This is a genomic window from Streptomyces minutiscleroticus, assembly GCF_014650875.1.
Lineage (GTDB): Bacteria > Actinomycetota > Actinomycetes > Streptomycetales > Streptomycetaceae > Streptomyces > Streptomyces minutiscleroticus.
Genome location: NZ_BMVU01000003.1, coordinates 126,605 through 153,548, shown reverse-complemented (window position 1 = coordinate 153,548; position 26,944 = coordinate 126,605). Strand labels below are relative to the sequence as shown.

Here is a 26,944-nt window from a genome sequence, read left to right as displayed (position 1 = left end):
GCGTCCTGCGCGTCCCCACGGCCCCGGCGTGCCTGCACACCGCCGCTCGCCGCCGGACGCATAGTCGAGAGGCGAGGGACGAGACAGGGCGGACCGGACAGGAGACCGTTAGTGACCACGCCGCGGATCGACTACCAGGCGGTGTTCGCCGTGACGCCCAGCCCCTACCTGGTGCTGGACCGCGACCTGGTGATCGCCGACGTCAACGACGCCTATCTGCGGGTCACGGAGCGCACCAGGGAGGAGCTGGTCGGCCGGTACCTCTTCGACGCCCACCCCGTCAACCCGGCGGACCCGGACGCCGACGGCGTACCCAATCTGAACGCCTCCCTGCAGCGGGTCCTGCGCTCGAAGAAGCCGGACACGATGGCGGTGCAGAAGTACGACCTCCCCGTCTCCGGCCGTCCGGGGGTGTTCCGGGCGAAGTGGTGGTCCCCCATCAACACCCCCGTCCTCGGACCCGACGGAGAGGTCGAGTGGATCATCCACCGGGTGGAGGACATGACCGACTTCGTGCTCACCCGTCCCCTGCGCCCGAGACCGGACGACCCGGCCGGGGAGCGGCAGGCGATGGAGGCCGAACTGTACGCGCGGGCGCAGGAGTTGCAGCGCCTCAACCAGGAGCTCCGCGAGGCCCACGACCGGCAGCGCCGGACCGCCCTCACCCTCCAGGAGGCCATGCTGCACTCCCCGGACCTGGCCGGGCACCGCGAGATCGCCGTGCGCTACATGCCCGCCGCCCGGTCGCTCAACATCTGCGGCGACTGGTACGACGTGGTGGACCTGTCCGAGGACACCTTCACCGTCGCGGTCGGCGACGTGGTCGGCCACGGCCTGGAGGCCGCCGCCCTCATGGGCATGCTCCGCAGCGCCCTGTCCGCCGCCGTCCGCGCCATCCCCGAACCCGGCCAGGCGATGAACGTCCTGAGCCGCTACGCCCAGACCTTCGAGGGCGCGCTGGCCACGACCGCGGTCAAGGCCGTCGTCGACACCCGCCGGCAGCTCGTCACCTACACCAGCGCCGGCCACCTCCCGCCCCTCCTGTCCCGCACCGACGGCAGCGTCGAACTGCTCGACCGGGCCACCGATCCCCCGCTGGGCGTCCTCAGCACCCAGGTACCGCGTCCGCAGGCCACGGTGTCCTACGCCCCGGGCGACACCCTCGTGCTCTACACCGACGGACTCGTCGAACGCCGCGGCGAGGACATCGACGCCGGGCTCCAGCGCCTCATGGACGCCCTCGCCCACCACACCTCGCTGGCCCCCGACCCCCTGGCCGACACCCTGCTGGCCCGGCTGGGCGTGGCCGACGGCGGACGCGACGACATCGCTCTGGTCATCGTGCGTCTGTAGGCCGGTCCCGGCCCGCCCTTCGCGCCTCCCGCCGGCCGCCTCCCGCCTCCCGTCGGCAGTCGACCGCCCGAGCGGTCCCTCCCCGGCCGTCCTCCTCTTCCGGCAGGCCGAGTTCACCGCGATCACGGGACCCTCCGGCTCCGGCAAGTCCACGCTGATGCACTGCGTCGCCGGACTGGACACGTTCTCCTCCGGCTCGGTGCGCATCGGCGACACGGAGCTGGGGGCGCTGAAGGACAAGCAGCTCACCCGGTTGCGCCGGGACAAGATCGGCTTCATCTTCCAGGTCTTCGACCTGCTGCCCACCCTGACCGCCCTGGAGAACATCACCCTTCCCATGGACATCGCCGGACGCAAGCCCGACCGGCAGTGGCTGGACACCGTGATCGACACGGTGGGCCTGTCCGGCCGGCTCTCCCACCGGCCCTCGCAGCTCTCCGGCGGCCAGCAGCAGCGCGTCGCGGTCGCCCGGACGCTCGCCTCCCGCCCCGACATCGTCTTCGGCGACGAGCCGACCGGGAACCTCGACGTCGACGGCACGCTCCGCAGGACCGGGGCGGCGGACCTCAAGGTCCTGGTGGCGACGGCCGGCGGTCCGTCCGACGCGGCGAGGGCACGGGGGGCACGGGCCCTGGGGGACAGCCCGGCCGTCAGGATCCGGAGCGAGCGGGACGTCTCCGAGGAGTCCGCCCGCTCGGTCACACTGATGCTCGACATGCTCTACGCCCTGCTGGCCATGGCGGTGGTCATCACGGTCCTCGGTGTCGTCAACACCCTGGCCATGGCGGCGTCCGAGCGGGCGCGGGAGATCGGCACGCTCCGCGCGATCGGTCTGGACCGATCGGGGACCAAGCGGATGGTCCGGCTGGAGTCCCTGGCCGTCTCCCTGTCCGGCGGTGCCCTCGGCATCGCCCTGGGCGTCTTCTTCGGCTGGGCGACCGGGGAACCGCTCGGCACCCGGACGAAGACGTACGAGCTGATCCTGCCGTGGGACCGCATCGCGGTCTTCCTGCTGCTGGCCGCGGTGGTCGGCGTGCTGGCGGCGCTGTGGCCGGCCCGGCGCGCGGCACGGCTGAACATGCTGCAGGCCATCAGGGCCGAGTAGCGGCGAGGGCGGTGCGCGGCGACGGCATCGTGTCGGGGCCCCCGCACCGGCCGTCGCTCCACCCCCACAGCACCGGCGGAGCCGCGCGCGGGCGGGAACGGTGTCACCGCGCACGGTGGCGCGCGGGCCCGTGAGGGCGCTCCCGCACACCGTGAACAACGATCCCGCCGTTGAGCGGTCGCGGCGCCGTCCGGTGACGAATCGCCGGAAAAAGCTCACGTGCCGAGAAGCTGTGCCAGCATGGACGGGTCCGCGAGGGAGGCAGCGTGTCGAACCGTGCTGAGCAGTGGTGGACGGGTCTGGACGAGGGGTTCGAGCGCTTCTTCCGGACCGCGCCCGCCGCGCTGCTGGTCCTGGACGACGGGCTGGTCGTCCGGGAGGCGAACGCCGCTTATCTGTCGGCGACGCGCCGCACGCACGCCGAGTTGATCGGCCGGTACGTGTTCGACGTGTTCCCCGACAACCCGCACGTCCCCGAGGTCCACAGTGTGACCACCTTCAGGTCGTCCTTCCAGCGGGTGCTGGACCACGGCACGCGGGACGAGCTGCGCGTGCACCGCTACGACATCCCCGCCCCCCGCAGCGCGACCGGCTTCGCCGAGCGGTACTGGAGCCCGGTCAGTGTGCCTCTGCACGACAGGGACCGGTCCGTGGTGGGCGTCCTGCACCGTGTGGAGGACGTGACGCCTGTGCACCGCTTCCTCGAAGAGGTCGGCACCGCCTACGCGCGGACCGGGGCACCGGTCCGCGACGGCGACACGCAGCGCCTGTACGCGCGGTACCTGGCCACCGCCGAGCGGGACCGCGAACGCCTGGCCCGGCTGGAGACGAAGATCGAGCAGTTGCAGACCGCGCTGTCCTCGCGCGCGGTGATCGACCAGGCCATCGGCATCGTCATCGCCGAGCGGCACCTGGCCCCCGACGACGCCTTCCAGGTCCTCGTCGGCCTCTCCCAGCGCACCAACACCAAGCTGCGCGACGTCGCCACGGCCCTCGTCCACCGCGCCGCCGCGCCGCCGCGGGCCGAGCGAGCCGGACGCGGCGCCGGCCGGTAGCCGGGCCGCGTCGTCCTCACCGGACCGTCCGTGGGCCGCCTCCGAGGAGGCGGCCCACGGAGTGCGGCGGAATCCGGGTGGTCGAGGCGGTTCACCCGGTCCGGCCGCGGGTCACGTCAGCGGTTCCACCCGGATGTCGCGGAACCTGACCTTGTTGCCGTGGTCCTGCAGCCGGATCGCTCCGGCGGCCGGCGTCTCGGACCGGCCCGACGCGGTGGGCCCGTCGAGGGCGATGTCGTCGTGGACCTTCTTGCCGTTCCACACCACCGTCACCCGGGCGTCGGCGGTCTTGCGGCCGTCCTCGTCGTAGCGGGCCGCGCGGAAGACGATGTCGTACGTCTGCCAGGTCTCCGGCGCCTTCGCGGCGTTCACGTCGGGCGCCTTCTTCAGGTAGATCGCACCGGCCTCGTTGGTGTCCAGTGTGGTGTCGCCGTAGGAGTCGAGGATCTGCAGTTCGTAGCGGTCCTGGAGGAAGATGCCGCTGTTGCCGCGGTCCTGGCCGGTCACGTCCGCGGGCAGCAGCGGGACGCGGAACTCCACGTGCAGCCTGAAGTCCTGGTAGGCGTCCTTGGTGCGGATGTCGCCGCAGCACACCTCCATCGACTTCTCGTCGGCGAGCGGCCACGCCACGCGCCGTCCGTCCGTGTGCTGCCACTGGGTCTGCGAGGCACCGGTCCCGTCGAAGAGGGCGACCCGGGCACCGTGCGGACGGACGGTGATCAGGTCGAGGTTGACGTGGCCGCTGTCGCCGGAGTCGTACCGGTAGGAGACCGTGTTGTGCCCGGCGCGCAGCCTCAGCCGTTCGGTGCGGGTGGACCAGGTGTCCCAGTCGCCGGTGGAGGGCAGTTCGGTCTGCCGGATCTTCTTCCCGTTGGCGTACAGGGACAGGGACTTGGTGCCCTGGAACGGGTCGGGGCCGTTGGAGTAGCGCAGGTTGACGTCGTACGCGCCCGCCTTCGGAACCGTCACGTCGAACGTCGTGGCGACCTTGCCCTCGGTCGCGTAACGGTCGACGAACCCGCTGCCGGAGTAGCCGGTGTGGTCGGTGTTGATCCCGGCCGTTCCGGTCAGGCGCGCCTCCTCGGCCTCGTACAGGGTCGCGGGCGGCGGCTGCTCGCCGGGCATCGCGTTGAGCGTGTACCAGGCCTCGGTGTTCCACAGCGTCTCACCGGACGCCGAGGTGAAGGGGCGCGGGGAGCGGACGTGCACCACGCGGTCCGGCTTCAGGCCGTCCAGCCGCAGGCGGACGGTACGGCCGTCCTTCGACAGCGTCGCCGAGCGCACGGAGAGCTTCTCCTCGGCGATCTTCGGGCCGCCGTAGTCGGCGGTCGGCGTGTAGCGCCACTGTTCGGCCTCGTAGCGCTCGGCGAGCTGTCCGGCGGTCTCGGCGGAGACCGGCTGCGTGTAGGTCAGGTCGAAGCCGCCCGGCACGGCGCGCATCGTCTTGACGTCGAAGGTGTTGCCACCGTTGGGCGTCAGCTTCTGCAGGCCGAACCTCAGCTTGCCCTCCTGGCCCCAGTTGCCGTCGGCGCCCAGGCCGCCGGCGTAGATCGCGCCGTCGGGGCCGAGCGTGATCCGGTTGACGCCGGCCTCCAGGCCCTGCGTGTAGCGGAAGACGGCGCCCTGGTACTGCCCCTTCACCTTCTCCAGGTAGGCGCGCTGGAGGCCGCCGTAGGTGACGTCGCCGATCAGCATCTGCCCCTTGAACTGCCCCTCCTTCAACAGCAGCGGGGTGGACGGAGAGTTGCCGATCTCGTTCTGCGGGAGCCACAGCACCGGCTCGGTGACGGGCTTGTCGTCGAAGGGGCCCGCGGGCTCGGTGTAGTGGTTGAAGAAGCGGTCCTGCTCGATGTGCACGAGCTTCGACGAGGGCAGCCAGCCGCCCTGGTTGTCGGTGGCGAAGAGGTCGCCGCCCGGTCCCCAGCCGATGCCGTTGGGGGTGCGCAGGCCGCCCGCGACCGGGCTGATCTTCCCGGTCTTCCTGCTCACCTTGTAGGTGATGCCGCGGCCGGGCGCGGGCTGCGGCACGGTGGTCGCGCCGCCGAGGTTGATGGCCACGGAGAGGTTCACGTAGAAGTGGCCGTCGCGGTAGAGCAGGCCGAACGCGAACTCGTGGAAGTTCCCCCCGTACGGCCAGGTGGCGACGGTGCGGTAGGCGTCGGTCACGTCGTCGCCGTCCCGGTCGACGAGCCGGGTCAGCTCGTGCTTCTGCGAGACGTACAGGGAGCCGTCGACGTACTTGATGCCCATGGGCTCGCGCAGTCCGCTCGCCACCTTCTTGACGGTGACCTTGTCGCGGCTGGTCCTGCCCGTGACGTTGTCCAGCAGGTACACCTCTCCGGCAACGTTGTCGCTGCCGCCCCACGTACTGATCGCAAGACGCCCGTCGGGCAGCCAGTCCATGCCGCTGACCTGCGGTTCGAAGCCCTCCGGGCGCAGGTCGGTGAGGGTGAGGTCGGGGCGTACGGAGGTCAGCGGGAGACCGTCGCCCGGGGTGTCGCGGCCCGCCTCGCACTCCTTGCGGCCCGGCGCCGTCACCCGGACGACGCCGGCGTCGGTGCTCAGCGCCTCGCGGGGCACGACGGTGAAGTCGCTCTCGCCGGGCGGCCGCCAGGACAGCTGCAGCTGCTGTCCGCCGTCGCGTTCGAAGTGGTCGATGCGGAGCGGGTGCGAGCCGGCGGTGAGGTGGACCGTGCCGTCCTTGGGCTCCGCGCCGTGCAGTCCGTCGTGGTCGATCACCGTGGCGTCGTCGATGGTGAGGCGGGAGCCGTCGTCGCTGGTGAGGCGGAAGACGTAGCTGCCGTCGCGCGGCGCCACCAGGTAACCGGTCGCCTCCGTCACGAAGTTGTCGGAGAATCCCCCGAAGTCCTCGGCCGTGGACCAGTCGACCGTCGGCATCAGCTTGTCGTGGTTGGGGGTCTGCGCCGGCTTCAGGGTGCACAGCTTGTCCAACGGCGTCTGCACGTCGAACACACGCAGGGTGATCCCGGGTTCCTGGGGCGGGACGTCCGCGGGAGCGGCCGAGGACGCCGGGGCGGTCCAGAGGCCGCCGGCGAGGACGCCCGACGTCAGCAGGACGACGAGGTGTCTTCGGACACGTGAGAACAGGCCTTGCTGCATTGGTCCTCCGGTTCGTGGGGACCGGACCGTGCCGGAAATCGCTCCGGTCTTGTGCGGTGTGGCTGCAGTTCCGCCGTCAAGGTAGAGGTCTTTCGTTTGGCATGTCCATACTTTGTCATCGAAGAGTTCAAAGTCCCGCGCCCATGCGGCCGAAGCGGCGCGAGGGGCGGATCGCCATGCGTGTGCCGCCCGGTCGGGGCCGTCGGCCCGCCGTCCTCCGGACACCCTGAGTTCGCCCCGTTTTCACAGGGTCCGATGGGCCGATCCGGGAGGGGCATCTAAGATCCGCTGAATGGGAGCGGTGGGGAGCGGCACGGTCCAGGAGTGGACGCGCAGGGGCATGTGGGGGTCCGTCCTCCTCTCGGTGGGCGCGTGGGGTGCCGGCGCCCTGCCGCGGGGCGTGCGGGACGGGGTGTGGGGGGCACCGGACCCGGCCCTCATAGGGGTGGCCGCCACGGTGGCGTACGCCGGGCTCGGACTGGTGCTGTGGGCCTGGTGGCAGCTGGGCACACTGGTGCGGGCCGGTGCGGAGATGAGCCGCCGGCAGCAGTGGCGCACGCTGGCCTGCTGGACGCTGCCGCTGCTGCCCTCGCCCCTGCTGTTCAGCTTCGACGTCTGGAGCTACGTCGCCCAGGGCGCGCTGGCCCTGCGCGGCTGGAACGTCTACGAGGTCGGCCCGGCGGTGCTGGGCGGTCCGCTCGCGGCCAACGTCCCCGAGGTGTGGCGGGACTCCCCCACCCCCTACGGTCCGCTGTCCGCGCTGGCGAGCCAGGGCGTGATGGCGGTGACCGGGGAGCACCACGCGGTCGCCGCGGCCGTGGGGCACCGGCTGGTGGCCCTGGCCGGGCTGGCCCTGCTGGCGTGGTCGGTGCAGCGGCTGACGGCGGGGACGGACGCCGGCGCGGGCGGAGCGTGGTGGGCGGCCCCGCTCAATCCGCTGGTACTGGCCCATGTGGTCGGCGGGGCGCACAACGAGGGACTGATGCTCGGCCTGATGACGGCCGGCCTGGTGGCCTTCCGCTCCGGACGGTGGGTGCTGGGCACCGTGGTCCTGACCGCGGCCGTGCTGGTGAAGGCCCCCGCCGGGATGGCGCTGGCGTGCGCCGCGGCGGTGGCGCTGGCCGCGCGGCCGGGCCGGTGGCGCCGCCTGGGGCACGCGCTGGGCATCGCCGCGGTGGCCTGCGGGGCGCTGTGGCTGATCGTGACCCTGTGCGGTCAGGGCTGGGGGTGGCTGCGGACCGTCGGCACACCGGCCGAGGTGTACACGCCCCTGTCGGTGAGCACGGACCTGGGCCGGGCGTTGGAGTGGGTCGCGGACACGGCCGGCTGGGGCACGGCCCCCGGGGCGGCGATCACCGCGACGCGTACGGTCGGCACGCTGGCCGGACTGTGCGCGGTGCTGTTCTTCGTCCGGCGCGCTCCCCGCCTCGGGGCGGAGCGCGCCACGGCGCTGGGCCTGCTGGCCATGGTGCTGTGCGCGCCCGCCGTACAGCCGTGGTACCTGCTGTGGGGCGGTGTGCCGCTGGCCGTGGTGGCCTGGCGCACCCTGGCCGACGCCCGGGCGAAGGCCGCGGTGGTCGCCCTGCTCCTTGTGTTCATGCCCTCCGGCCGGGGCCCCACCTGGACCTATGTGACCGCCGCCGTCCTCGGCGGTCTGGTGACCCTGGCGGTCCTGGCCTGGACGTCCCGCCGCAGCCGCCAGCAGGCGGCCCTCACCTGAGGCCGTCGCCCGGACCACGACGCGACCCGGACCACGACGCGACCCGGACCACGACGCGACGGGGCGCCGAGGGCGCACCCGCACCGTCCGCGGCCGGTACCGTCCGCGGCTCCGGGCCGGGGCGCCCCCGCCCGTCCCGCCGCCGCCCTCCGGCCGGGGCCGCCGCCCAGGTCGGTGGCGCCGGTCCGGTTTGGCCTCGCCGCCGGTGTCAACCATGGAGGGTGGAGAACATCCGAGGGCGGTGCCGCGCCCGTGCCGCGCACGGCACCGGCCCCGCCCCGATCACCGCTCTGAAGGGACACCCCCGCATGACCTCCCCCGACCACACCGGCCGCCCGGCCGAGGCCTCCGGCGCCTTCCGCCTCGGCGGCGACCTCACGATCAACCGTCTCGGCTACGGGACGATGCAGCTGCCCGGCAAGGGCGTCTGGGGCGAGCCGAGGGACCGCGGCGAAGCCGTCCGGGTCCTCAGGCGCGCCGTCGAACTCGGTGTGAACTTCTTCGACACCGCCGACAGCTACGGCCCCGACGTCGCCGAGCCCCTCCTGCGCGAGGCCCTGCACCCCTACGACGAGGGCGTCGTCATCGCCACCAAGGCCGGCCTCACCCGTCAGGGCCCGGACCTCTGGACGCCCGTGGGCCGCCCCGCCTACCTGCGCCAGCAGGCCGAGCTGAGCCTGCGCCGCCTCGGGGTGGAGCGCATCGACCTCTTCCAGCTCCACCGCGTCGACCCCGAGGTCCCGCTGGAGGACCAGGTCGGCGAGTTGAAGAAGCTCCAGGACGAGGGCAAGATCCGCCACATCGGCCTCAGCGAGGTCACCGTGGAACAGACGGAGGCGGCGCAGAGGGTCGCGCCCATCGTCTCCGTGCAGAACCTCTACAACCTCAGCGACCGCTCCGCGGAGGACCTGCTCGACTGGTCGGCCGAGCAGGGCATCGGCTTCATCCCCTGGTTCCCCCTGGCCACCGGCGCGCTCTCCGGCGAGGGCAGCCCGCTCACCGCGTTCGCCCGGCGCCACGGCGCCTCTCCCTCGCAGCTGGCCCTGGCGTGGCTCCTCCGGCGCTCCCCGGTGATGCTGCCGATCCCGGGGACGTCGAGCGTCGCGCACCTGGAGGACAACGTCGCCGCGGCGGCCATCGAGCTGACCGACGACGAGTTCGAGGCGCTGGCGCGGGCCGGCGCGGAGCAGCCGCGGGGCTGACGGCCACCTCCCCGACCGGCTGCGACCGGCTCCTCCGGGACAGCGCCGGCCGGTCCCGCGCTCAGGGCGGGCCCCTGCTCGGGGCGGGCCCCCTGCGCACGTCGGGGTCCGCCCTCACCTCGGGGTCCGCGTCGAGGCGGGCGCCACCTCGGCCAGGGGCTTCCTCAGCGGGGTCCACCAGTTGGCGTGGCCCATGAGCCGCATGACCGCGGGGACCAGTACGCCGCGTACCAGGGTCGCGTCGACGAGCACGGCGAGGGCGACGCCGAACCCCAGTTGCGCCAGGAGGGTGACGTCCGAGGCGATCAGGGCTCCCATCGCCGCGGCCACGGCCAGGGCGGCGGCGGTGAAGACGCGCCCCGTGTGGGCGATGCCGTGCACGACGGAGGCCGTGGTGTCGCGGGTGGCGCGGTAGTGCTCCTGGATGCGGGCCAGCAGCAGGAGCTCGTAGTCCACGGTCAGGCCGAACACGATGCAGAACAGCAGGACGGGCATCGTCGCGTCGACCGATCCGGTCCCGGCGGCGTGTCCCGGCAGGAGGCCCGTCAGGTGGCCGTCCTGGAAGACGTGGACGACGCCGCCCAGAGCCGCGGTCAGGCTCACGGCCGCCACCGCCACCACTTTCACCGGTACCAGGACGCTCCGGGTGTAGCAGGCCGTGACGGCCAGGGTCACCAGGGCCAGGATCGCGGCCGCGAGCGGCAGCCGGTCGGTGAGGGCCGCGCGGGCGTCGACGTTGTCCGCGGCGGGGCCGGCCACGTAAGCCGCCCCGGGGGCGGGCAGCGCGCGGATGCCGGCGACCAGCCGGGCGGCTGCCGGCGTCTCCGGTCCCGAGGCGCTCGCCACGGTCGCCACGACGCCTTCGGCCGGCGCGTCGCGGGCCGGCGCCGGGCTCGCGGGGGCCGGATCCGGGCTCGCGGAAGCCGGTTCCGGGCCGAGGGGACGGCCGTCCTCGTAGGCGCCCAGTGTGCCCATGTGGACGGTGCCGGCGTGGTGCAGCCGGGACAGTGCGCGCGCGTAGCGGTCGAGGGCGGCCCTCTCGGCGGTGGGGCGCACGGAGGGGAGCACGACGGTGAGGTGGCCGTCGCGTCCGGGGAAGAGGCCGTCGAGGAGCCGGGCGTCCGCGTGGGCGGGCGCGTCCGGCGGAAGGATGTGCTCGTCGGGCAGTGCCAGGCGTACGTGGGCGAAGGGTGCCAGGAAGAGCGCCAGGACGGCGAGGGCCCCCGTGGCGCACAGGGCGGGGCGGCGGGTGACGGCCCGGGCGAGCGAGCGCCAGGCCGGGCTGCCGTGGACCGGGGGCGGGGCGGGGCGGCCGAGCGCTCCGAACGGGTCGGTGCGTTCGATCCAGGGGCCGAGGAGTGTGAGGGCGGCGGGAATGACCAGCACGGACGTGAGGGCCGCGAGGATCGCGACGGTGATGCCCGCGTACGCCATCGACCTCAGGAAGGGGAAGGGGAAGACCAGGAGTACGGCCAGTCCGGCGGAGAGGATGCACGCGGAGGCCGCGACGGTCCGGCCGACGGTGCGTGCGGCCACCGCCACGGCCTCGGCCGGGGCGGCTCCGCCGCTCGTCTCCTCCCGGTAGCGGCTGACCATGAACAGGGCGTAGTCGACGGCCAGCCCGAAGCCGAGGCCGGCGACGAGGTTCTGGGCGAACACCGACACCGGGACGAACCCGCTCAGCGCGCGGAGCACGGCCATGGCGCCCAGTACGGCCGTGCCGCCGACGAGGACGGGCAGCAGGGCGGCGATCAGCGATCGGAAGGCCCAGGCCAGGATGGCGAAGGTCAGGGGCGCGGCGATCAGCTCGGCGCGTGTCAGGTCGTCGGCGGCCGTCCGTGTCGCGGCCGCCGTGGTCCAGGCCGGGCCCGCGGCCCGGACGGTCACCGGACCGTGGCGTCCGGTGAGCCGGGGGACGAGGCGCTCGGCGGTGCGCGACGCGGCGTCCTCTCCCCCGTCCAGGAACGCCACGAGCAGACCGGTGCGGCCGTCGTCCGACCGGAGGTCCGGCCGGGTGCCCTCCCAGGCCGACCCCACGGTCGCGACTCCCGCCTCGCCGCGCAGGCGCGCGGTGAGACGGTGGGCGGTCCGTGCGGCGGCGGGGGCGTCGAGGGACTGTCCGGGACCCGCGGTGACCAGGAGGACCAGGTCCGGCCGGCCCGCTCCGTGGCGGTCGGCCAGGACCTGGGCGCGGGCGGCCCCGGTGCCGGACGCGGTGAAGCCCCCGCGGGTCAGCCGGTCGTGCAGGCCGGCCGACGCCCACAGGCAGAACGCCCACAGCGCCCCCGTCACGAGAAGGACGGCGAGTGCCCGTCCGCGGGCCGCGGCGTGCGCGCCGCGGTCGCCCGGTGAGTTCTGGTCGGCCATCACCCCACTGTGTACGCGCGGCCCGGGCGTGGCCCCGGACGACACACCGGTCACCGGGCGGCGGCGGCCGGACCACCGTGCGTACGGCCCGTCGTCACGGTGTGCGGCTTCCGGCCGTCCGGCATTCGGGTGACCGGCGGGTGTGTCGGACACCGACATCTACGTGGGACGGCCACGCTGTTACGACAAGCGGATGACCATGTGTGCGCGGGCGAGCGAACAGCGGCCGGCACGGTGCGTCCGACCGACTGCGAGAGGGTGCTGTTGCCCATATGAAGACGGTGGCGTTGTCGGGTGCGACGGGCTTCTTGGGCTGTCATCTGCTGGCACGGCTGCTGCAGCGGGACGGACGCGTGATCGCACTGGTGCGGGACGAACCGGCGAGGGCCGCCAGGAGGGTCGAACGGGCTTTGGCGTTCGCGGGCGGCGGGCCGCTGAGCGTTCCCGTCGGCTCCGGACGCCTGCGCATCGTCCGGGCCGATCTGGGCGAGGAGCGTCTGGGGCTGTCCGCGGAGGCGTTCCGGCACCTGGCGGACGAGGTGGACGAGGTGTGGCACTGCGCTGCCTCCACCCATCTGGAGGCCGACCTGCCGACGGTCTGCGCCGTCAACGTCGAGGGCACGCGGCGGATGCTGGAGCTGGCCGGCGCGGGCAGGCGCGCGCCGCGGTTCGTGCACATCAGCACCGCTTACGTCGCCGGCGGCCGGACCACCGGCACGGTCGCCGAGGACGACCTGGACGGCTCCTTCGGCTTCCTGACCCCCTACGAGGAGTCGAAGTACCGGGCCGAGGTGCTGGTGCGGTCCTGGGCCGGCCGGGAGGGGCGCCGCGCTCTGGTGCTGCGGCCCGGCACGCTGGTGACCGACAGGCCGCCGGTGCCGCGCGGCCCGCGCCACCCCCACTCCGTGCTCGGGCTGCGCCTGGGCCGCCTGGCGGCCTGGGGCCCGCAGTTCCTCACCCGGCAGTTCGGTGTGCACCCGGGCCCCGACGGCGTCTTCCACGTCCGGCTGCCGGGCCGGCACGACAGTGTGACCAGCATCGCCCCGGTGGAGTACACGGCGGACGCCGTCCTGCGCCTGGCGGACGAGCCGCAGGAGGCGCCGGGTACGGTCACGCGGCACGTGGTGCACCCCGTCGACACACCGGGACAGGTGTGGTTGCGCGCCGTGCGATCGGTGATTCCCTGGGTGGAACCGACCCTCGTCGAGGACCACGGCCGGCCCACCCCGCTGGAGTCCTTCATCGTCTCGCTGCAGCCCGGCGGCAGCCGGTACGGATACCTGCGCCGACGCTACGAGCGCACCCGCCTGGACGCGGCCGAGGCACGCGACGGCGTTCCCGCCCCGGCCGCACTGGACGTCCCCTACCTGGTGAACACCCTCCGTGGCCCCCGGCTCGAGCGCGCCTAGGCGTCGTCCGTACGAGTCCTCCTGTCCGATCCTCTTGGAGAAGCGATGAACCCCTCACCGATGCAGGAACGTCTCGCCAGCCTGCTGCGCGACTACTTCGAGGTCGATCCCCAGCTTCTGCGCCCCGACGCGCCCCTCGACGAGCTGGGCATGGACTCCCTCTCCCTGGCGGAACTCCTCACCATCCTCGAGGAGGAGGACGGTGTCCCGCTGCCGGAGATCCCGTCGAGCCTGACGAAGCAGACCACGCTGGCGGAAGTCGTCCGGATCATCGAGGAACAGCGTGCCGCGGCACAGGCGGGACCCGACGGCGGGGAGCCCGCCCCCGCCGACGGCGGGACAGTCCCCGCCGACGGGAAGAGAGTCCTCGCCGACGGGAAGGCGGCTCTTGTCGACGGGGGGACCGTCTCCCCTTCCCAGGACCGCACCGCCGACCAGAGCGTGACCCAGTGAGCCGGGAGGCCGTGGCGGTCACCGGCGTCGGCCTGGTCACGCCCGCGGCGGTCGGCGTCAAGGCCAGCTGGGAACAGCTTCTGCAGGCCCGTCCCACCGCCGCGTCCGACCCCTCCCTGGAGGGAATGCCCGTCGACTTCTCCTGCCGGGTCCCGGACGACGCCCTCGCCTCGGCCCTCGGGCGCGGCCTGCGCTGGCGCATCGACCGGTTCATCCAGATGGCGATCGTGGCGGCCAGGGAGGCGGTCGCCGACGCGGCCCTGTCCCCGGCCGAATGGGACAGCACGCGGGTCGGCGTCGTGATCGGTGTGGGGGGCAGCGCGCTCGACCACACCAAGGAGTACATGAAGGTCGTCGACGGCCGCTTCAGCGCCCTCTCCCCCAGCCTGGTGGCCCGCAGCCAGCCCGGTATGGCCGCGGGCGAGGTCAGCCTCGACCTGGGCGCGCAGGGCCCGACCATGTGCACCAGCACCAACTGCGCGTCCGGGACCGCGGCCCTGGGCGCGGCCAAGCTCCTGCTGGACGCGGGCGCCTGCGACATCGTCGTGGCGGGCGGCACCGACTCGCCCCGCTGCCCCATGGGGGCGGCCTCCTTCTGGCGCATGGGAGCCCTGTCCCAGCGGTGCGCGGACCCCGCGGGCGCCTCGCGCCCCTTCGACGCCGACCGCGACGGTTTCGTGCTCGGCGAGGGAGCCGGCGTCCTGGTCCTCGAAAGGGCCGGCCAGGCCCGGGCCCGCTTCGCCCGGGTCTACGCCGAGCTGGCCGGTTACGGCTCGACCGCCGACGCCCACCACTGTGTCGCCCCCCACCCCGAGGGGGACGGTGCCGCGCGCGCCATGCTGACGGCCCTCGACGACGCCGGGCTGCGGCCCGAAGACGTCGACCACGTCAACGCCCACGGCACCGCCACCGTCCTCAACGACCGGGCCGAGGCCCGCGCCCTGCACCGGGTCTTCGCCGACCCGCCCCCCGTCACCGCGAACAAGAGCGTCTTCGGGCACGCCATCGGCGGCGCGGGGGCCATCGAGGCCGTCTGCAGCGTCCTGAGCCTGCACCACGGCCTCATCCCGCCCACCGCCAACCACCGGCGGCCCGACCCCGGCATCGGCCTCGACATCGTCACCGACCGCCCCCGGACCGCGGCGCTGAACGCGGTCGTCAGCAACTCCTTCGGCTTCGGCGGCCACAACTCCACCGCCGTCTTCCGCCGCCCCTGACCGCCGAACACCCTGACCCCTCCGGCGCGTTCCCGGCCCGGCCCCGTTCCCCGGACGACGCGCCGCTGTGCGTCGAGGCCGGCGTCCGGGACCGGGCCGGCGCCGTCCGCCGCGCCCTCGCGGCGGGCCCGGCCCGACCGGGCTCCCGGCGCAGCCGGGCACTGCTAGCTTGCGGACGTGGAACTCTTCTCACACGCGTGGACGGCGTTGCGCACGGCGGTCCTCGGGCTGCCGGACGAGGACTTCGAGCGGCCGTCCGGCTGTGCCGGGTGGCTCGTGCGGGATCTGGTGTGCCACCTGGTCATCGACGCGCAGGACGTCCTGATCACTCTCGTCACGCCCGCCGGAACGGAGCCCACCAGGAACGCCGTGACCTACTGGGACATCGTCGAGGCCCCGAGCGGTGACGATCCGCTCGACGCGCTGACGGTCCGTCTGGCCGCCGCGTACGAGGAGCCGCGGCTGCTCAAGTTCCACCTCGACGACGTCGGCTCCGCGGCCGGGCGCGCCGCCGAACTCGCCGATCCCGCGCTGCGGGTCGGCACCCGCGGCGAGGTGCTCACCGCGGGCGACTACCTCCGCGCGTACGTCCTGGAGTGGACGCTGCACCACCTCGACCTGATCGCACACCTCCCCGGCGCGGCGGAACCGCCCGCCGAAGCGCTCGCCCGGTCACGCGGGCTGCTGGAAGGGATCGCCGGCGCGGCCTTCCCTCCGTCGCTCTCCGACAGGGACGCCCTGCTGATCGGCACCGGACGGCGTGCACCGACCGGAGCGGAGAAGGCCGGACTGGGCGGGCTGGCCGCGCGGCTGCCGCTCGTCCTCGGCTGACCGGCCCGCCGGAGGCTCGTGCTCGGGCGACGGGTCCGCCGCTCGTCCCCGGGCGACCGGCCCGCCGGACGATCGTGCCCGGCGACCGATCCATCGGGCGCTCGTCCCCGGAGACCGGCCCGCCGGACGAGCGTCCGGTGGACGCGGCCTTCGCCGCTCGTGGCGGGCAGGGCGCCGGCAGCGGAGGCACACCGGGGCTCACGTATCGGGTGAGCGTCGCCGGGCGGAGTCCGCGAGTCGTCCGGCGAGGGCCTCGACCAGCCCGCGGAGTTCGTCCGGGCGGTCGATGACGAAGGGCCGGTCCAGCGAGGCGAGCACGGCGGGCAGCCAGTCGAGCCGCTCCACCCGCATCTCGACGCGGGACCAGCGCTCGCTCCCCGCGTCAGCGCTGCTCACCGCGTCAGCGCTGCTCACCGCGGGCGGTTCCGTCACGACCGCGAGGCCGGCGGGAAGCCGGGCGTGGATCTGCTCCGCCGTCGCCTGGACCCACAAGGTCACCTCGTGCCGGTACGGAGCCGTGGCGAGCCCCCTGAGGAGGCGCTGCGCCGGGTCGGGTCCGGCGGGCGGCTCGAAGGAGCCGGGCAGGACCCTGACGTCGTCGACGCGGTCGAGCCGGAACGTCCGGTCCTCGCCGGTCGCGGGCTCCGAAGCCGTGACGTACCACCTTCCCGCATGGGCGACGACCCCGTACGGGTGCAGTGTGCGTTCGCTGCGCCGGCCGTCGGCGGCGGTGTAGCGCACCGAGATCGGCCGGCGGTGGTGCACGGCGTCGGCGACCGGGAGCACGACCGCGGACGCCGGCGCGGACGCCGCGCCGGGCGAAGCCGTGAAGGCGAGCGAGCCGAGGAGGGCGTCGAGCCTGCGGCTCAACCGCTCCGGCAGCACCCGCCGGATCTTGGCCGCCGCCGTCTCGCCCGCGGCTCCCGCGGCCGTCGCCAGGCCGGTCCGCCGGCCCGCGACCAGCCCGAGCAGCACGGCGAGCGCTTCGTCGTCGCTCAGCATGAGCGGGGGCACGCGGTAACCGGCGGCGAGCCGGTAACCGCCGTAGCGGCCGCGCACCGATTCGACGGGGATGTCGAGGTCGAGGAGGTGGCCGACGTAGCGCCGCACGGTGCGTTCGTCGACGCCGAGCCGGTCGGCGAGGTCCGCCACGGTCCGCAGTCCGCCCGACTGCAGGAGTTCGAGCAGGGCGAGCACACGCGCGACGGGTCGGGGCATACGGAGAAGTCTCCCCCACATACCGGGCGGGTTCTGCCCGGTATCCGTCATACCGTGCGCTCACGAGGACGGATCGCCCGGCCGACGGTCGGCCGCCCCGGTCCTCCGAACCACCGAACGAGTTACCGAATCAACGACTCGACGACTCACCACTTCATCGATCTGTCGATGTGCCGATGTGCCGATTCATCGGCTGACCCATCAGGAAAGACACCCATGAACTTCGTCTCGATCCGCGTCATCACGGGCGACGTCGCCCGCCTCGCCGGCTTCTACGAGCGCGCCACAGGCGTGTCCGCAGACTGGTTCGGCGAGGACTTCGCCGAGCTCAGGACCGCCTCGGCCACCCTCGCGATCGGCAGTACCCGTACCGTCGCTCTCTTCGCGCCCGGCTCCGCCCGTCCGTCCGACAACCGCAGTGTCGTCCTCGAATTCCTCGTCGACGACGTGGACCGGGTGCACGAGAACCTGACCGGCTTCGTGGAGGACTTCGTCAACGGGCCCACCACGATGCCCTGGGGCAACCGCTCGCTCCTGTTCCGCGACCCCGACGGCAACCTCGTCAACTTCTTCACCCCCGTCACACCGGCCGCGATCGAGAAGTTCGCCCGCTGAGGGCGGACCGGTCGCCGCTGCCGCGGTGGGGCGCCCCGGGCGGGCACGGCCGGACGGCGGTCCGGACGCGCCCGCCCGGGGCGCCCTGCCCACGCCCTCACCAAAGGTGTGTCGCGCACGCCCCGGAAATACCGGGGCCCACCGGTGTTCCCCGTCGTAAGCTGACGCCCGCTGTCCGCGCCGAGGGAGGACGACGCATGGGGATCCGGAGCCTGACCCGTGGTGAAGCCGAGCGCCGGGTCGCCCTGCGCGGTCTGGCCCGCACCACGACGTCCGCCGACGACCTGGCCTGGCTCCGCGAACGCACGGGGGACGACGCGGACCTGCGCTGGCGCGCACTGGTCCGCGAGGCGGAACTGGGCGGTGACGTGGCGTCCGAGACCGCCCGCCTGCTGGAGAGCGACCCGGACCCCGACGCCTGGGTCCGCGCCCTCACCGTACGGGCCGCCCTGCCCGACCCCGCCGCGAAGGCCGAGGTCTGGCAGCGGCTGGCCGTGGACCGCGCGGTGTCCGTCGGCTCGGTCGCCCAGGTCGCGGCGGCCTTCTGGCGCCCCGGCCAGGACGCTCTGCTGGCCCCCTTCACCCGGCGCTACCTGGACTCCGTCCCCCGGCTCCACGAAGGCGGGATGATCCCGGCGAAGGGCTTCACCAACCACCTCTTCCCCCCGTACGCCATCGACTCCGCGTACATCGAGAAGGCCCGGCAGGCGTCAGGCGGCGCGGAGGCGCGCCGTGAAGGTGTCACACCCACGGTGTCGCGGGAGCGGACCGGTCCGGGCTCAGTGGCCGGTCTCCAGGTGGAGCTTGAGCAGGTCGAATCCGTAGTCGTTGCCGTCGGGCGTGCGGATGACGGTGTGCATGTGCTGCTGGGTGGGGTCGCCCTGAGGCCCCGGACCGCCGCCCGGTCCCGCGGAGGCGGAGGCCGACGCGGACGCCGACGAAGTCGTCGTCCGCCACCGTCTGGCCGAACCCGCCGCCGGGCGGCGGCCCCGACGGTGTGGCGCTCGCCGTCGCGCCGGTGGACGGCGCCTCCTCCGCGCCGGCCGTGGTGGCGGCGCAGCCGCCCATGACCGCGACGGCCGAGACGCCGCCCGCGAGCAGCGCCTTGTTCATGAACCACCGGCGGGAGCGGTGGGCCGCCCGCGTGCGGAACCGTGCCCCGGCGAACCGTCCGCGCCTGTCCCGTCCGCGCCTGTCACCGTCGGGTCAGGCAGAAGGGGTGCCCGGCCGGATCGACCAGGACCCGCCACCTGCCCTCGTCCGGCTGGTGGTCCGGTTTGCTCGCCCCCAGTTCGAGCAGCCGCGCCTCGGCCTCGTCCAGGTCGTCGACCGCGAAGTCGAAGTGGAACTGCTGGGGAACGGTCTGCTCGGGCCAGCGGGGTGCCCGGTAGTCGTCGACTCGTTGGAATCCGATGAAGAGTCCGTCCCCGTACTGCAGAGCGGCGAACCCGGCGTCGGACTCCGGGTGCGGTTCGAGGCCGGTGGCCTGCTGGTAGAACGTCATCAGAGCCGGCGGGTCGGGGCAGTCGAGCGTCACCGCACGCAACGTCATCTGCAGGGGCACGGCACCTCCGGACCGGTCACCAGATTCACGATCACACTACAGAAACGGCCGTCCGCCCGCTTCGTGTCCGTCCCCGGAGCGGCCCCCGGCCGTTGAATGGCCGGGCCTCGTCGGTGACGTCCGCTCCGCGGACGGCTACGTTGGGAGGACCAGGTACGCACACAGCGGTAGAAGGTACGCGCAGGGCGGCGAACCGGCCGCCGACCGAAGGACCGCAGGCGCCGGCCGAAGGACCGCAGGCGGTGTCGGCGGGACCGACCGCAGACGGCGGAGCCGTTCGCGCGGGGCACGGGGAAGCGTCGACGAGAGTGAACGGTTTGTCGGCTCCGGGTGCGGCGAACGCCGGGCCGGCGGTGGGACGCGCCAGGTGGCACGGTCGCACGGGCCAGGTGGCACGGCTGGACGGGCCAGGCATCTCCGGGGGACGGAACCGGCAGCGCGGGTCCGACGGCGCCGGCCGCGAAAGGTTCCGGCCTGGCGCGGGCGGGAACGGACAGCGGCGGCCAGCCGCGCGCACCGAGAGAGGTGACGTCGATGCCGGACGAGCAGGGGACCACGTCGACAACCGCCGCGGAGCGGGCACTCGCCGAGCAGCTCGGCTCCTCGCTCCGGGGCGAGGTGATCGGCCGCGGCCATCCCGGCTACGACGAGGCCCGCGCCGTGTGGAACGGCCTGATCGACCGCCGCCCCGCGCTCATCGCCCGCTGCTCCGGCACTGCGGACGTCGTCGAGGCGGTACGCGCCGCCCGCACGCACCGCCCGCTCGTCAGCATCCGCGGCGGTGGGCACCAGGTGGCCGGCAGCGCCGTGTGCGACGAGGGGCTGGTGATCGACCTGTCGCGGACGAAGGGTGTGCACGTCGACCCCGCCGCCCGCACGGCGCGGGCGCAGGCGGGGGTGACCTGGGGCGAACTCGACCGCGAGACCCAGGTGCACGGGCTGGTCGCACCGGGCGGGGAGATCTCGGTCACCGGCATCGCGGGGCTGACGCTCGGCGGCGGCCTCGGGCTGGTGATGCGGGCGTACGGCCTCAGCTGCGACTCCCTGCGCTCGGTCCAGATCGTCACCGCCGACGGTGTGGTGCGCACGGCGAGCCGGGACCAGGAGTCCGACCTGTTCTGGGCCGCGCGCGGCGGCGGCCGCGGCATCGGGGTGGTCACGTCCTTCGAGTTCGGTCTCCACCCGCTCGGCCCCGACGTGGCCGCGGTGCAGCTCCTCCACCCGTACGAACGGGCCGAGGCCGTCCTGCGGGCGTGGCGCGACGCCACGGACAGCACGCCGGACACGGTCACACCGGAACTCGCCCTCTGGAGCGTCCCGGCCGATCCCGCTCTCCCGCGGGACCTGCACGGGGCGAACGTCGTGATCACGGTCGCCGTGTACGCGGGTCCGCCGGGCGCCGGCGCCACCGCCGCCCTGACGCCGCAGCGGCAGTTCGGCCCGCCGCTCGTCGACATGAGCGGCACCGTCCCGTACACCACCGTGCAGAGCGCGCACGACATGCTGTTCCCCGACGGGGACCGCTACTTCATGAAGTCGCTCTTCATGGACGAGCTGAGCGACGACGCCATCAGGGTGCTGGTCGAGTGGGACGCCCGGCGGCCGACTCCGGAGAGCCTGATCGTCGTCCGGACGCTGGGCGGGGCCGTGGCGCGCGTCGGCGCCGACGAGAGCGCGTTCGCGCACCGGTCCGCGCGCTACAACGTGAGCTTCGACGCGGGCTGGCAGGACCCGGCGCTGGACGAGGCGGCGATAGGGTGGGCGCGCTCGGCGTGGGACGCGCTGAAACCGTTCGCGAGCGGCGGGATGTACATCAACTTCGCCGGGCTCGGCGAGGACGCCGCCGACGGGCGGGGCGCGATCTTCGGCTCCCACGAGGAGCGTCTCGAACGGATCCGCGCCGCGTACGACCCGGAGGGCGTGTTCGCACCGGCCGCGCGCAGGCCGTGAGCGGGCGACCGAGTGGCGGATCCCCCCGCTCGCGGCGCACGCTTTTGGACGGATTGCCGGCTCCCCGACCGTGAGATCCGGGGCCGGTGGGAAGCAGGGACGATACACACGGTGCAGGTCCCACAGGGGAGAAGGGAGACTCGTCCGAAGAAGGCGCCGTGTCGGCCGGATCCCGGCGACGACGCCGACGCGCTTGAGCCGTGGCGCTCCGCTCACTGGCTCCCGCGGGGCGCGCCCGCCTAGATTGTTACTACCGCACGGCAGCTCGGCTCTGCCGTGTTCGGCCTCGGTGAACAGTCCGGAAAGCAAGGAGTGCGCAAAGCAAGGAGTGCGCCATGCCCGTCTCCGCCGCGCCCGCCACCGCTTCGGGCACCTGGGACGACCTCAGAGGCCCCGGCCGTGCCGCACCCGCTCCGGTCCGCGGCGCCCGCGACCGCGTCCGCCCCTGCCTCCACGGCACCGGCGGTACGCACGGGGCGTACCGCCTCGTCTCGTAGCGCGGTGGTCCGCGGAAAAGACGTGACACAGCTTCTCAGGAGCCGGTCCTCTCTCCCTCACCCCCTCATCGGCCGGGCCGGGCGTGGGGCCCGGCCGGACAGACTTCCGGAAGGAATTCCTCGCCGTGACACTCACCATTTCCCTGGCCCTCCTCACCGGAATCATCGTGTTCGTCCTGTTCCGCACCGGACACCTGCGATTCTGGCCCGCCCTGGCCGCCGCGTTGTTCGGCTTCGCCCTCGCCACCACGGGCATCGCCCCCGCCATCAACGGCGGCGTCAACAACGTCTCCGGATGGCTCAGCGGCTTCTGACCGCCCCACGGTTCGTCCCCGTGCCGCACCCGCGTCCCGGGCACGACCGCTCCGTGCCGGTCCGGATCCGGACAGCCGTTGTGGAACACGTTGTTGCTGCTTCGGCGTGCACGCGTCCGTCGGACGGTGGGTTCGCCGGACCTGACGGACTCGCGGAGGGTGAGTCCGACCCGGTGTGCCGGCTCCGGCGCGGCCTGCGCCCGGACCCGTCGGCGTCCGCCCGCACGCCGGCCGTGCGGGCCCGCACGGCCGCGTCCCGGTACAGGCCCGGTCGTACCGAGGAACGCGGCGCCGCTCCTCGCCCGGTCCGCGGCGCCTCTCCTCGCCCGGCCGGCGGCGCCCCCTCCTCCCTCGTTCGTGTGGCCCGGCCGCGGGGCCATCGGCCGATCGGGTGACAGCGGGGCCGGAGGGACCGGACGCGTCGATAGGTTCCCGTGGTGACCACAACCTCAAGCGAGACGACGTCCCTGCACACCACCGATCTCGGCAGGCTCGTCCTGCTCTCCTGGATCCGCCCCAGCAACGGGGGTGACGTGCCCTACCTCCTCCTCTGTGCTGTCGGGGACGACGAGGACGGCACGAACCCCTCGACGGCGACCGTCGAGCACCTCCTGCGCGACGCCGGGCTGGCCGTGGGCGGCGACAGCGTCGACGCCACCCGCCGACCGGACCTGCCGATCAGCCTGCTCGTCGTGCCCGGCTCCGCCGTCCTCACCCTGCCGCACATCAAGGCACCGTTCATCCCGCCGGAGGGATGGCTGGCCGCTGCCGAGAAGCAGGGGGTCGCCTGCCTCGTCTGCACCACGCGCCCATGGCTCGGGGGCGACCCGGGCGACTACGAGGCCCTGGCCGCCTTCGCCAACGACCAGGCCACGCTGGAGGCTTCGGCGCGGATCATCCTCCCGGCCCGCGGCCTGCGCAGCTGAACGGGCCGGCCCCCGCCGACCGGGCTCCCGAGGCCGCGGCCCCGCCCGCCGCGGGGCGCAGCCGGTTCGTGAAGGGAACGACCGGCTCCGCCCGGCGGCGGGGCACGCACCGATGCGGCCCGAGCCGAACGGTGCGCCCGCCGAGTCGGTCCGGACCCCGCTGCCCCACGTCGCCCTCCTCGCCCGGTCGTCGTCGCTCGACATCGGCCTCGCCCCGGCCCGGACGGCCCCGGCGACCGGCAGCACGTTCGACGCGGGCGTGCGGCGGACCGCCGGTGTCAGAGTCCGGTGACCGCGGCGCTCGCCGACAGTTCGTAGACAAGGGTGACCGTGCGGCGGCCGCCGGGCGGTAGGGCGACGTCCCAACGGGCGATTCCTTCGGAGTCGACCGCGTCGGGCACCGGGGAGCAGGCGTTCTCGCGCAGCCGCGCCTCCACCGCCGAGACCTCGGAGACCGGGATGCGCTCCCGCAGGACGACGACCCGTTCGTCCTGCTCACCGGGGGCGGAGAAGCGGGACAGGTGCAGCCGGACCGTACGGGTGATCGTGGTCCGGTGGCTGATCGCCGCGGAGTCGCGGGACTCCTCGGTCTGCCGGACGACCCGGTGGTCGTCGCAGCTGCCGAAGGCGAGTTCGACCGGGGCGCCGGGGGCGGTGAAGTCCAGTGTGCCCCGGCCGACGAAGCCGCTGCCGCGCACCAGGTCCACCGGCCCGGCGAGCAGCGCGTGGCCGGACAGGTTGTCGAACCGCACCGTTCTGGTGACCAGCGGGGACAGCTCGGGCGAGCAGGCGTACTCGCTGGTCGCGGCCGTACCGAAGGTGGACAGTGGCACACGGTGGGCACGGCCGTCCGCGGGTACGGAGACGGTCGCGGGAGAGGTCAGCACCCGCGTCTCGCCACCGTCGTCCACGCCCGGCAGACCCAGCACCGGGGCCGGGCCGAGGTCCCCGATCTCCTGCTCGCGCAGCTCGACGTCGACCGTGCGGCGCTCGGCGGCGGAGCGTTCCCTGAGCGTCAGCCGGTCCTCCCCGAGCCGCGGCGGGTCGGTGGCCAGCGCCGACCGGGCCGTCGACAGCGTCAGCCGTACGTCCGACCAGTCCTCGCCGGTGCGCTGCCAGACCATCGCGTCGGTCTCCAGCCTCAGACGGTCCCCGTCGAGCACGGCCCGGTAGGCGGGTCGCCACAGCGCACACGGTGTGAGGTGGCCCAGGCGCAGTCCGGCCCGTCCGGCGACCTCGCTCTCCACGGTCAGCTCGATGTGGCCGACCAGTTCGGCGGTCTCCTCCTCGGCGAGTCCGAGGGCCCGCCGCGCCTCACCCAGCTCGGCGTCGAGGGCTGCCGACCGGGCTTCCGCGTCGCGCAGTCGCTCGCCGTGGGTGTCGCGCTCCCCGTCCACCCGGTCCAGTTCGCGGGTCCAGCGCACACGGTCGCCCTCCCCGGAGCCGGCGCCCTCGCCGATCTCCCGGAGCAGATCGGCGGCCAGCCGGCCGAGCAGGTCGAGGCGGACCCGCAGCCGGTCGCGCCGCCGCTCCAGCACGAGCCGCTCCTCTTCGAGGGTGTGCACGCGCAGGCGCAGGGCGGAGTCGTCGGCGGACGGCAGCGGCCCGCGCGGCGTCCAGCTGCGGACGATCCGCGCGTCCAGCACGGCCGCCGGGTGGTCGGCGGTCAGTTCGGCGTGGAGGGTGCGGTCGACGGCCAGCGCGCTGACCGGGCCGAGGCGCAGCCGCTGGACGCCGGCCCGCAGGTCGAGTTCGGCGGAGCGCTCGACGTGGGCGCGGTCCTCCAGGCAGGTGACGGCGGTGACGGGGAGGGGGATCGGCTCGGGGGCCGTCCTCGGGTCCGTGGGCATGGTGTGTGTCAGCTCCTGCGGTCGCCGCCGACCAGGGCCTTGCCGGCCGGTATGCGGATCTCGTAGCCGCCGTGGAGGCCGGCGGTGCCGCCGGCGGGGAGATCCACCCGCCAGAGTCGGGTGCCCGGTGCGTGCTGTTCGGCTCCCGCGTCGTGGTCCTGCTCCGGTGCCCGCCAGTCGGCCCGCTCCTCGATGCGGACGTCCGGTTCGGAGGTGACCGGCACCTGTTCGCGGACCTCGACGGTGACGGGTCTGGCGAGGCCGTTGGCCAGCTCCACGTGGACGCGGTGGTCGAGCACGGTGATGTTGTTGCGCAGCCCCGCGGTCGACTCGCGCAGGTTCGTGCGGCGGGTGACCCGGATGCTCTCGGCCGGCCCGAGTCCCACCCGGCTCTCGCCGCCGGGGGCGAGCGTGGGCAGTGCGGTGGACAGCAGGAAGTCGTCGTCGACGGTGACCTCGACCGGTCCGGCCAGCAGCGCCTGGTCGGTGGCGTTGGAGAGCACCAGCGTCGCGTACACGGTCTGCTCCACGGACGGCACGCACAGGTACTCGGTGCGCAGCCCGACCGGGACCTCGGCGACGGTGACGGTGTGCCAGGTGCCGTCCGACGGGATGTCGGCGCGGGCGGCGGCGTCGAAGCGGTGGTCGAAGGAGCCCGCCGACTCACGGGGGCGCACGGCGTGCGCGGGCAGGGGCAGCGCGGCCACCGCCTCGGCGCGGCGGCGGTACTCGGTCGCCACCGGGTCGAAGGGGGCCTCGGGGAACAGCCGTCCCCTGCGGCCGCCCTCCTCGCCGGGGCCGCTCAGGACGAGGGCGGCGTAGTCGAGCTCGGCGCCGCTCGGCTGCGGCGGACCGGCCACCGCAGCCGGTTCCGGTGCCGGTGCCCAGGGACCGGCCGCCGACTGCGGAGGCGGCGGCACGGCTCCTGCCGGAGCCGCGGGCGCCTTGGCGGCGGGGGCCGCGAGGGATCTGCCGGTACGAGCCCCGGCGCCGGTACGGGGAGGCGCACCTCCTGGCCGCGCCGGGGCCGGCGGCGCCGTGCCGGGCGTACCGCCGCCGAAGCCCGCCGGGAAGGCACCCTCCGCGCCGCCGGGCGCACCGAGCACCGGGGGCGGTCCGCCGTAGCCCTGCGGTGCCGGCGGAGGCGGCGGGACGGGGCCGGCTGCGGGGGCGCCGGCGACGGCCGAGAAGGCACGGCCGGTCCCGCCGGCCATGGCCCCTGCGGCCGGGGCGCGGTGAGGACCTGCCGCGTCGTATCCGGCGAACAGGTCGGCGAGCCCCGCCGGGGGCTCCCGCCAGCCGGACGGCGCGGGCGCGGGCTGCCGGCGCCCGATCCGCATCGAGCGCAGCTTCGGCAGGTCGGTGCGGCGCCGCAGATCGGCGGTGGCCAGGGCGACGCGCACGCCGCTCCAGTCCTCCCCGGTGCGCTGGGCGACCGAGGCGCGCAGCACCAGACGGCCGCCGTCGTCGCCCTGGCGGTGGGTGAGGCGGTAGGCGGGCACCCAGACGGCGCCCGGCACCCCGTACTCGAGTTCCAGCTCCGCGTCGCCGCTGCCGTCGAGGGTGAGGACCGCGGAGACCGTCGTCTGCACGTGCGCCGACGGTGCGTCGGTGGAGGCGCGGGCCAGTCCGTCCTCCACGACGTCGCGTTCGTGCTCGATGCGGCGCAGTTCCTCCTCCGTCTCGGCGAGGCGTGCGTGCAGTGCGGCCAGCCGCTCGTCGACGAAGTCGGCGAGTTCCAGCCACGCGTCGACCGGGGTGCGGCGGTGCGGGTCCTCGCGCTTGCGGGCCGGCGGGACCGGGTGCAGAGCCGTGATCTCCTCGATCAGGGCGAGCTGCCGGCCGCGCCGGCCGTCCGCCGCCGCCCACAGGTCGTCCAGCCGCTCCCCTTCGCGCCGCAGTCCGTCGCGCTCGTCGGCGCCCAGCGGCTCGGCGTCCACCTCCGCCCGGACCTCGGTGACGCGCACTCCGGAGCCGCGCACGACCCGGGCCCGCAGCGAACCGGGGTCCAGCGAGCGGGGCAGTCCCGGTACGCGCACCCGGCCGTCCGGCGGCACGGTGCCCCGGGCCAGGCGGCTGCAGAGCGCGCCCTGCGCGTACACCACGACCGCGTCGAGGGCCGACGCCCAGCAGCTCTGGTCTCTCTCGGTCCGCATGTGCTCCGCCCCCGCCCCGTCC

Annotated in this window: 22 protein-coding genes and 1 pseudogene; 17 read left to right on the top strand and 6 right to left on the bottom strand. The window is 74.3% G+C overall.

Annotated features, from left to right (window positions below):
• Positions 1-111: 111 nt before the first annotated feature.
• From IE271_RS05870 to IE271_RS05860, 4 genes and pseudogenes are all read left to right on the top strand, one after another.
• Positions 112-1,353 carry a PP2C family protein-serine/threonine phosphatase gene (locus IE271_RS05870; protein ID WP_190189099.1) on the top strand — a complete coding sequence of 414 codons (1,242 nt, stop codon included), beginning with the start codon at positions 112-114 and terminating at the stop codon, positions 1,351-1,353.
• A 97-nt stretch (positions 1,354-1,450) separates the two neighbouring features.
• Positions 1,451-2,026: pseudogene (locus IE271_RS05865) on the top strand (ABC transporter ATP-binding protein); the annotation flags it as partial.
• Positions 2,027-2,059: 33 nt separating this feature from the next.
• Positions 2,060-2,458 carry an ABC transporter permease gene (locus tag IE271_RS41695; protein WP_308435160.1) on the top strand — a complete coding sequence of 133 codons (399 nt, stop codon included), beginning with the start codon at positions 2,060-2,062 and terminating at the stop codon, positions 2,456-2,458.
• A gap of 266 nt (positions 2,459-2,724) precedes the next feature.
• A complete protein-coding gene (locus IE271_RS05860) occupies positions 2,725-3,513 on the top strand; it encodes an ANTAR domain-containing protein (RefSeq protein ID WP_190189098.1) in 789 nt (262 codons plus the stop codon).
• 111 nt (positions 3,514-3,624) lie between these two features.
• Here the strand turns inward: IE271_RS05860 and IE271_RS05855 are convergent, their stop codons facing one another.
• Positions 3,625-6,633, bottom strand: coding sequence for a 3-keto-alpha-glucoside-1,2-lyase-like domain-containing protein (locus tag IE271_RS05855; RefSeq protein WP_190189097.1), 3,009 nt, complete (start codon positions 6,631-6,633; stop codon positions 3,625-3,627).
• A gap of 292 nt (positions 6,634-6,925) precedes the next feature.
• Between IE271_RS05855 and mptB the strand changes: the two genes are divergently transcribed.
• Both mptB and IE271_RS05845 read left to right on the top strand, forming a co-directional pair.
• The gene (gene mptB, locus IE271_RS05850; RefSeq protein WP_190189096.1) at positions 6,926-8,353 is read left to right on the top strand and encodes a polyprenol phosphomannose-dependent alpha 1,6 mannosyltransferase MptB; all 1,428 of its coding nucleotides are present in this window, start codon (positions 6,926-6,928) and stop codon (positions 8,351-8,353) included.
• A gap of 308 nt (positions 8,354-8,661) precedes the next feature.
• Positions 8,662-9,555 carry an aldo/keto reductase gene (locus IE271_RS05845; protein ID WP_190189095.1) on the top strand — a complete coding sequence of 298 codons (894 nt, stop codon included), beginning with the start codon at positions 8,662-8,664 and terminating at the stop codon, positions 9,553-9,555.
• A gap of 114 nt (positions 9,556-9,669) precedes the next feature.
• Here the strand turns inward: IE271_RS05845 and IE271_RS05840 are convergent, their stop codons facing one another.
• Positions 9,670-11,922 carry an MMPL family transporter gene (locus IE271_RS05840; RefSeq protein ID WP_190189094.1) on the bottom strand — a complete coding sequence of 751 codons (2,253 nt, stop codon included), beginning with the start codon at positions 11,920-11,922 and terminating at the stop codon, positions 9,670-9,672.
• Positions 11,923-12,194: 272 nt separating this feature from the next.
• Here IE271_RS05840 and IE271_RS05835 point away from each other — a divergent pair, with 272 nt between their 5' ends.
• From IE271_RS05835 to IE271_RS05820, 4 genes are all read left to right on the top strand, one after another.
• Entirely contained in the window at positions 12,195-13,331 is a 1,137-nt protein-coding gene (locus IE271_RS05835) for an SDR family oxidoreductase (RefSeq protein ID WP_190189093.1), read from the top strand.
• 45 nt (positions 13,332-13,376) lie between these two features.
• Positions 13,377-13,784 carry an acyl carrier protein gene (locus IE271_RS05830; RefSeq protein ID WP_229919154.1) on the top strand — a complete coding sequence of 136 codons (408 nt, stop codon included), beginning with the start codon at positions 13,377-13,379 and terminating at the stop codon, positions 13,782-13,784.
• Positions 13,781-15,001 carry a beta-ketoacyl-[acyl-carrier-protein] synthase family protein gene (locus IE271_RS05825; RefSeq protein ID WP_190189092.1) on the top strand — a complete coding sequence of 407 codons (1,221 nt, stop codon included), beginning with the start codon at positions 13,781-13,783 and terminating at the stop codon, positions 14,999-15,001. The genes IE271_RS05830 and IE271_RS05825 overlap by 4 nt, the downstream gene beginning before the upstream one ends.
• Before the next feature lie 177 nt (positions 15,002-15,178).
• Positions 15,179-15,832 (top strand): maleylpyruvate isomerase N-terminal domain-containing protein, encoded by a 654-nt coding sequence (locus IE271_RS05820; protein WP_190189091.1) that lies wholly within the window; start codon positions 15,179-15,181, stop codon positions 15,830-15,832.
• Positions 15,833-16,030: 198 nt separating this feature from the next.
• On the opposite strand, the gene IE271_RS05815 is transcribed toward IE271_RS05820, so the two are convergent.
• On the bottom strand, positions 16,031-17,050 hold the full coding sequence (locus tag IE271_RS05815) for a helix-turn-helix transcriptional regulator (protein ID WP_190189090.1): 1,020 nt from the start codon (positions 17,048-17,050) through the stop codon (positions 16,031-16,033).
• A gap of 216 nt (positions 17,051-17,266) precedes the next feature.
• On the opposite strand from IE271_RS05815, the gene IE271_RS05810 reads away from it, so the two are divergent.
• Positions 17,267-17,665 (top strand): VOC family protein, encoded by a 399-nt coding sequence (locus IE271_RS05810; protein WP_190189089.1) that lies wholly within the window; start codon positions 17,267-17,269, stop codon positions 17,663-17,665.
• A gap of 197 nt (positions 17,666-17,862) precedes the next feature.
• Positions 17,863-18,735 carry an ERAP1-like C-terminal domain-containing protein gene (locus IE271_RS41690; RefSeq protein WP_229919153.1) on the top strand — a complete coding sequence of 291 codons (873 nt, stop codon included), beginning with the start codon at positions 17,863-17,865 and terminating at the stop codon, positions 18,733-18,735.
• Between the two features lie 125 nt (positions 18,736-18,860).
• Here IE271_RS41690 and IE271_RS05800 read toward each other — a convergent pair whose 3' ends face one another.
• Entirely contained in the window at positions 18,861-19,229 is a 369-nt protein-coding gene (locus IE271_RS05800) for a VOC family protein (RefSeq protein ID WP_229919152.1), read from the bottom strand.
• Between the two features lie 534 nt (positions 19,230-19,763).
• On the opposite strand from IE271_RS05800, the gene IE271_RS05795 reads away from it, so the two are divergent.
• From IE271_RS05795 to IE271_RS05775, 5 genes are all read left to right on the top strand, one after another.
• Positions 19,764-21,179, top strand: a complete 1,416-nt coding sequence (locus tag IE271_RS05795; RefSeq protein ID WP_229919151.1) for an FAD-binding oxidoreductase — start codon at positions 19,764-19,766, stop codon at positions 21,177-21,179.
• Positions 21,180-21,514: 335 nt separating this feature from the next.
• Positions 21,515-21,676 (top strand): hypothetical protein, encoded by a 162-nt coding sequence (locus tag IE271_RS05790; RefSeq protein ID WP_190189086.1) that lies wholly within the window; start codon positions 21,515-21,517, stop codon positions 21,674-21,676.
• Positions 21,677-21,801: 125 nt separating this feature from the next.
• Positions 21,802-21,990, top strand: coding sequence for a hypothetical protein (locus IE271_RS05785; protein WP_190189085.1), 189 nt, complete (start codon positions 21,802-21,804; stop codon positions 21,988-21,990).
• 437 nt (positions 21,991-22,427) lie between these two features.
• The gene (locus IE271_RS05780; RefSeq protein WP_190189084.1) at positions 22,428-22,916 is read left to right on the top strand and encodes a DUF5949 family protein; all 489 of its coding nucleotides are present in this window, start codon (positions 22,428-22,430) and stop codon (positions 22,914-22,916) included.
• Positions 22,917-23,028: 112 nt separating this feature from the next.
• Positions 23,029-23,208 carry a hypothetical protein gene (locus IE271_RS05775; RefSeq protein ID WP_190189083.1) on the top strand — a complete coding sequence of 60 codons (180 nt, stop codon included), beginning with the start codon at positions 23,029-23,031 and terminating at the stop codon, positions 23,206-23,208.
• On the opposite strand, the gene IE271_RS05770 is transcribed toward IE271_RS05775, so the two are convergent.
• Complete coding sequence (locus IE271_RS05770; RefSeq protein ID WP_190189082.1) at positions 23,195-24,766, bottom strand: mucoidy inhibitor MuiA family protein; 1,572 nt, start codon at positions 24,764-24,766, stop codon at positions 23,195-23,197. The two genes, IE271_RS05775 and IE271_RS05770, sit on opposite strands and share 14 nt — an antisense overlap.
• An 8-nt stretch (positions 24,767-24,774) precedes the next feature.
• A complete protein-coding gene (locus IE271_RS05765; RefSeq protein WP_190189081.1) occupies positions 24,775-26,922 on the bottom strand; it encodes a DUF4139 domain-containing protein in 2,148 nt (715 codons plus the stop codon).
• Positions 26,923-26,944: the final 22 nt, after the last annotated feature.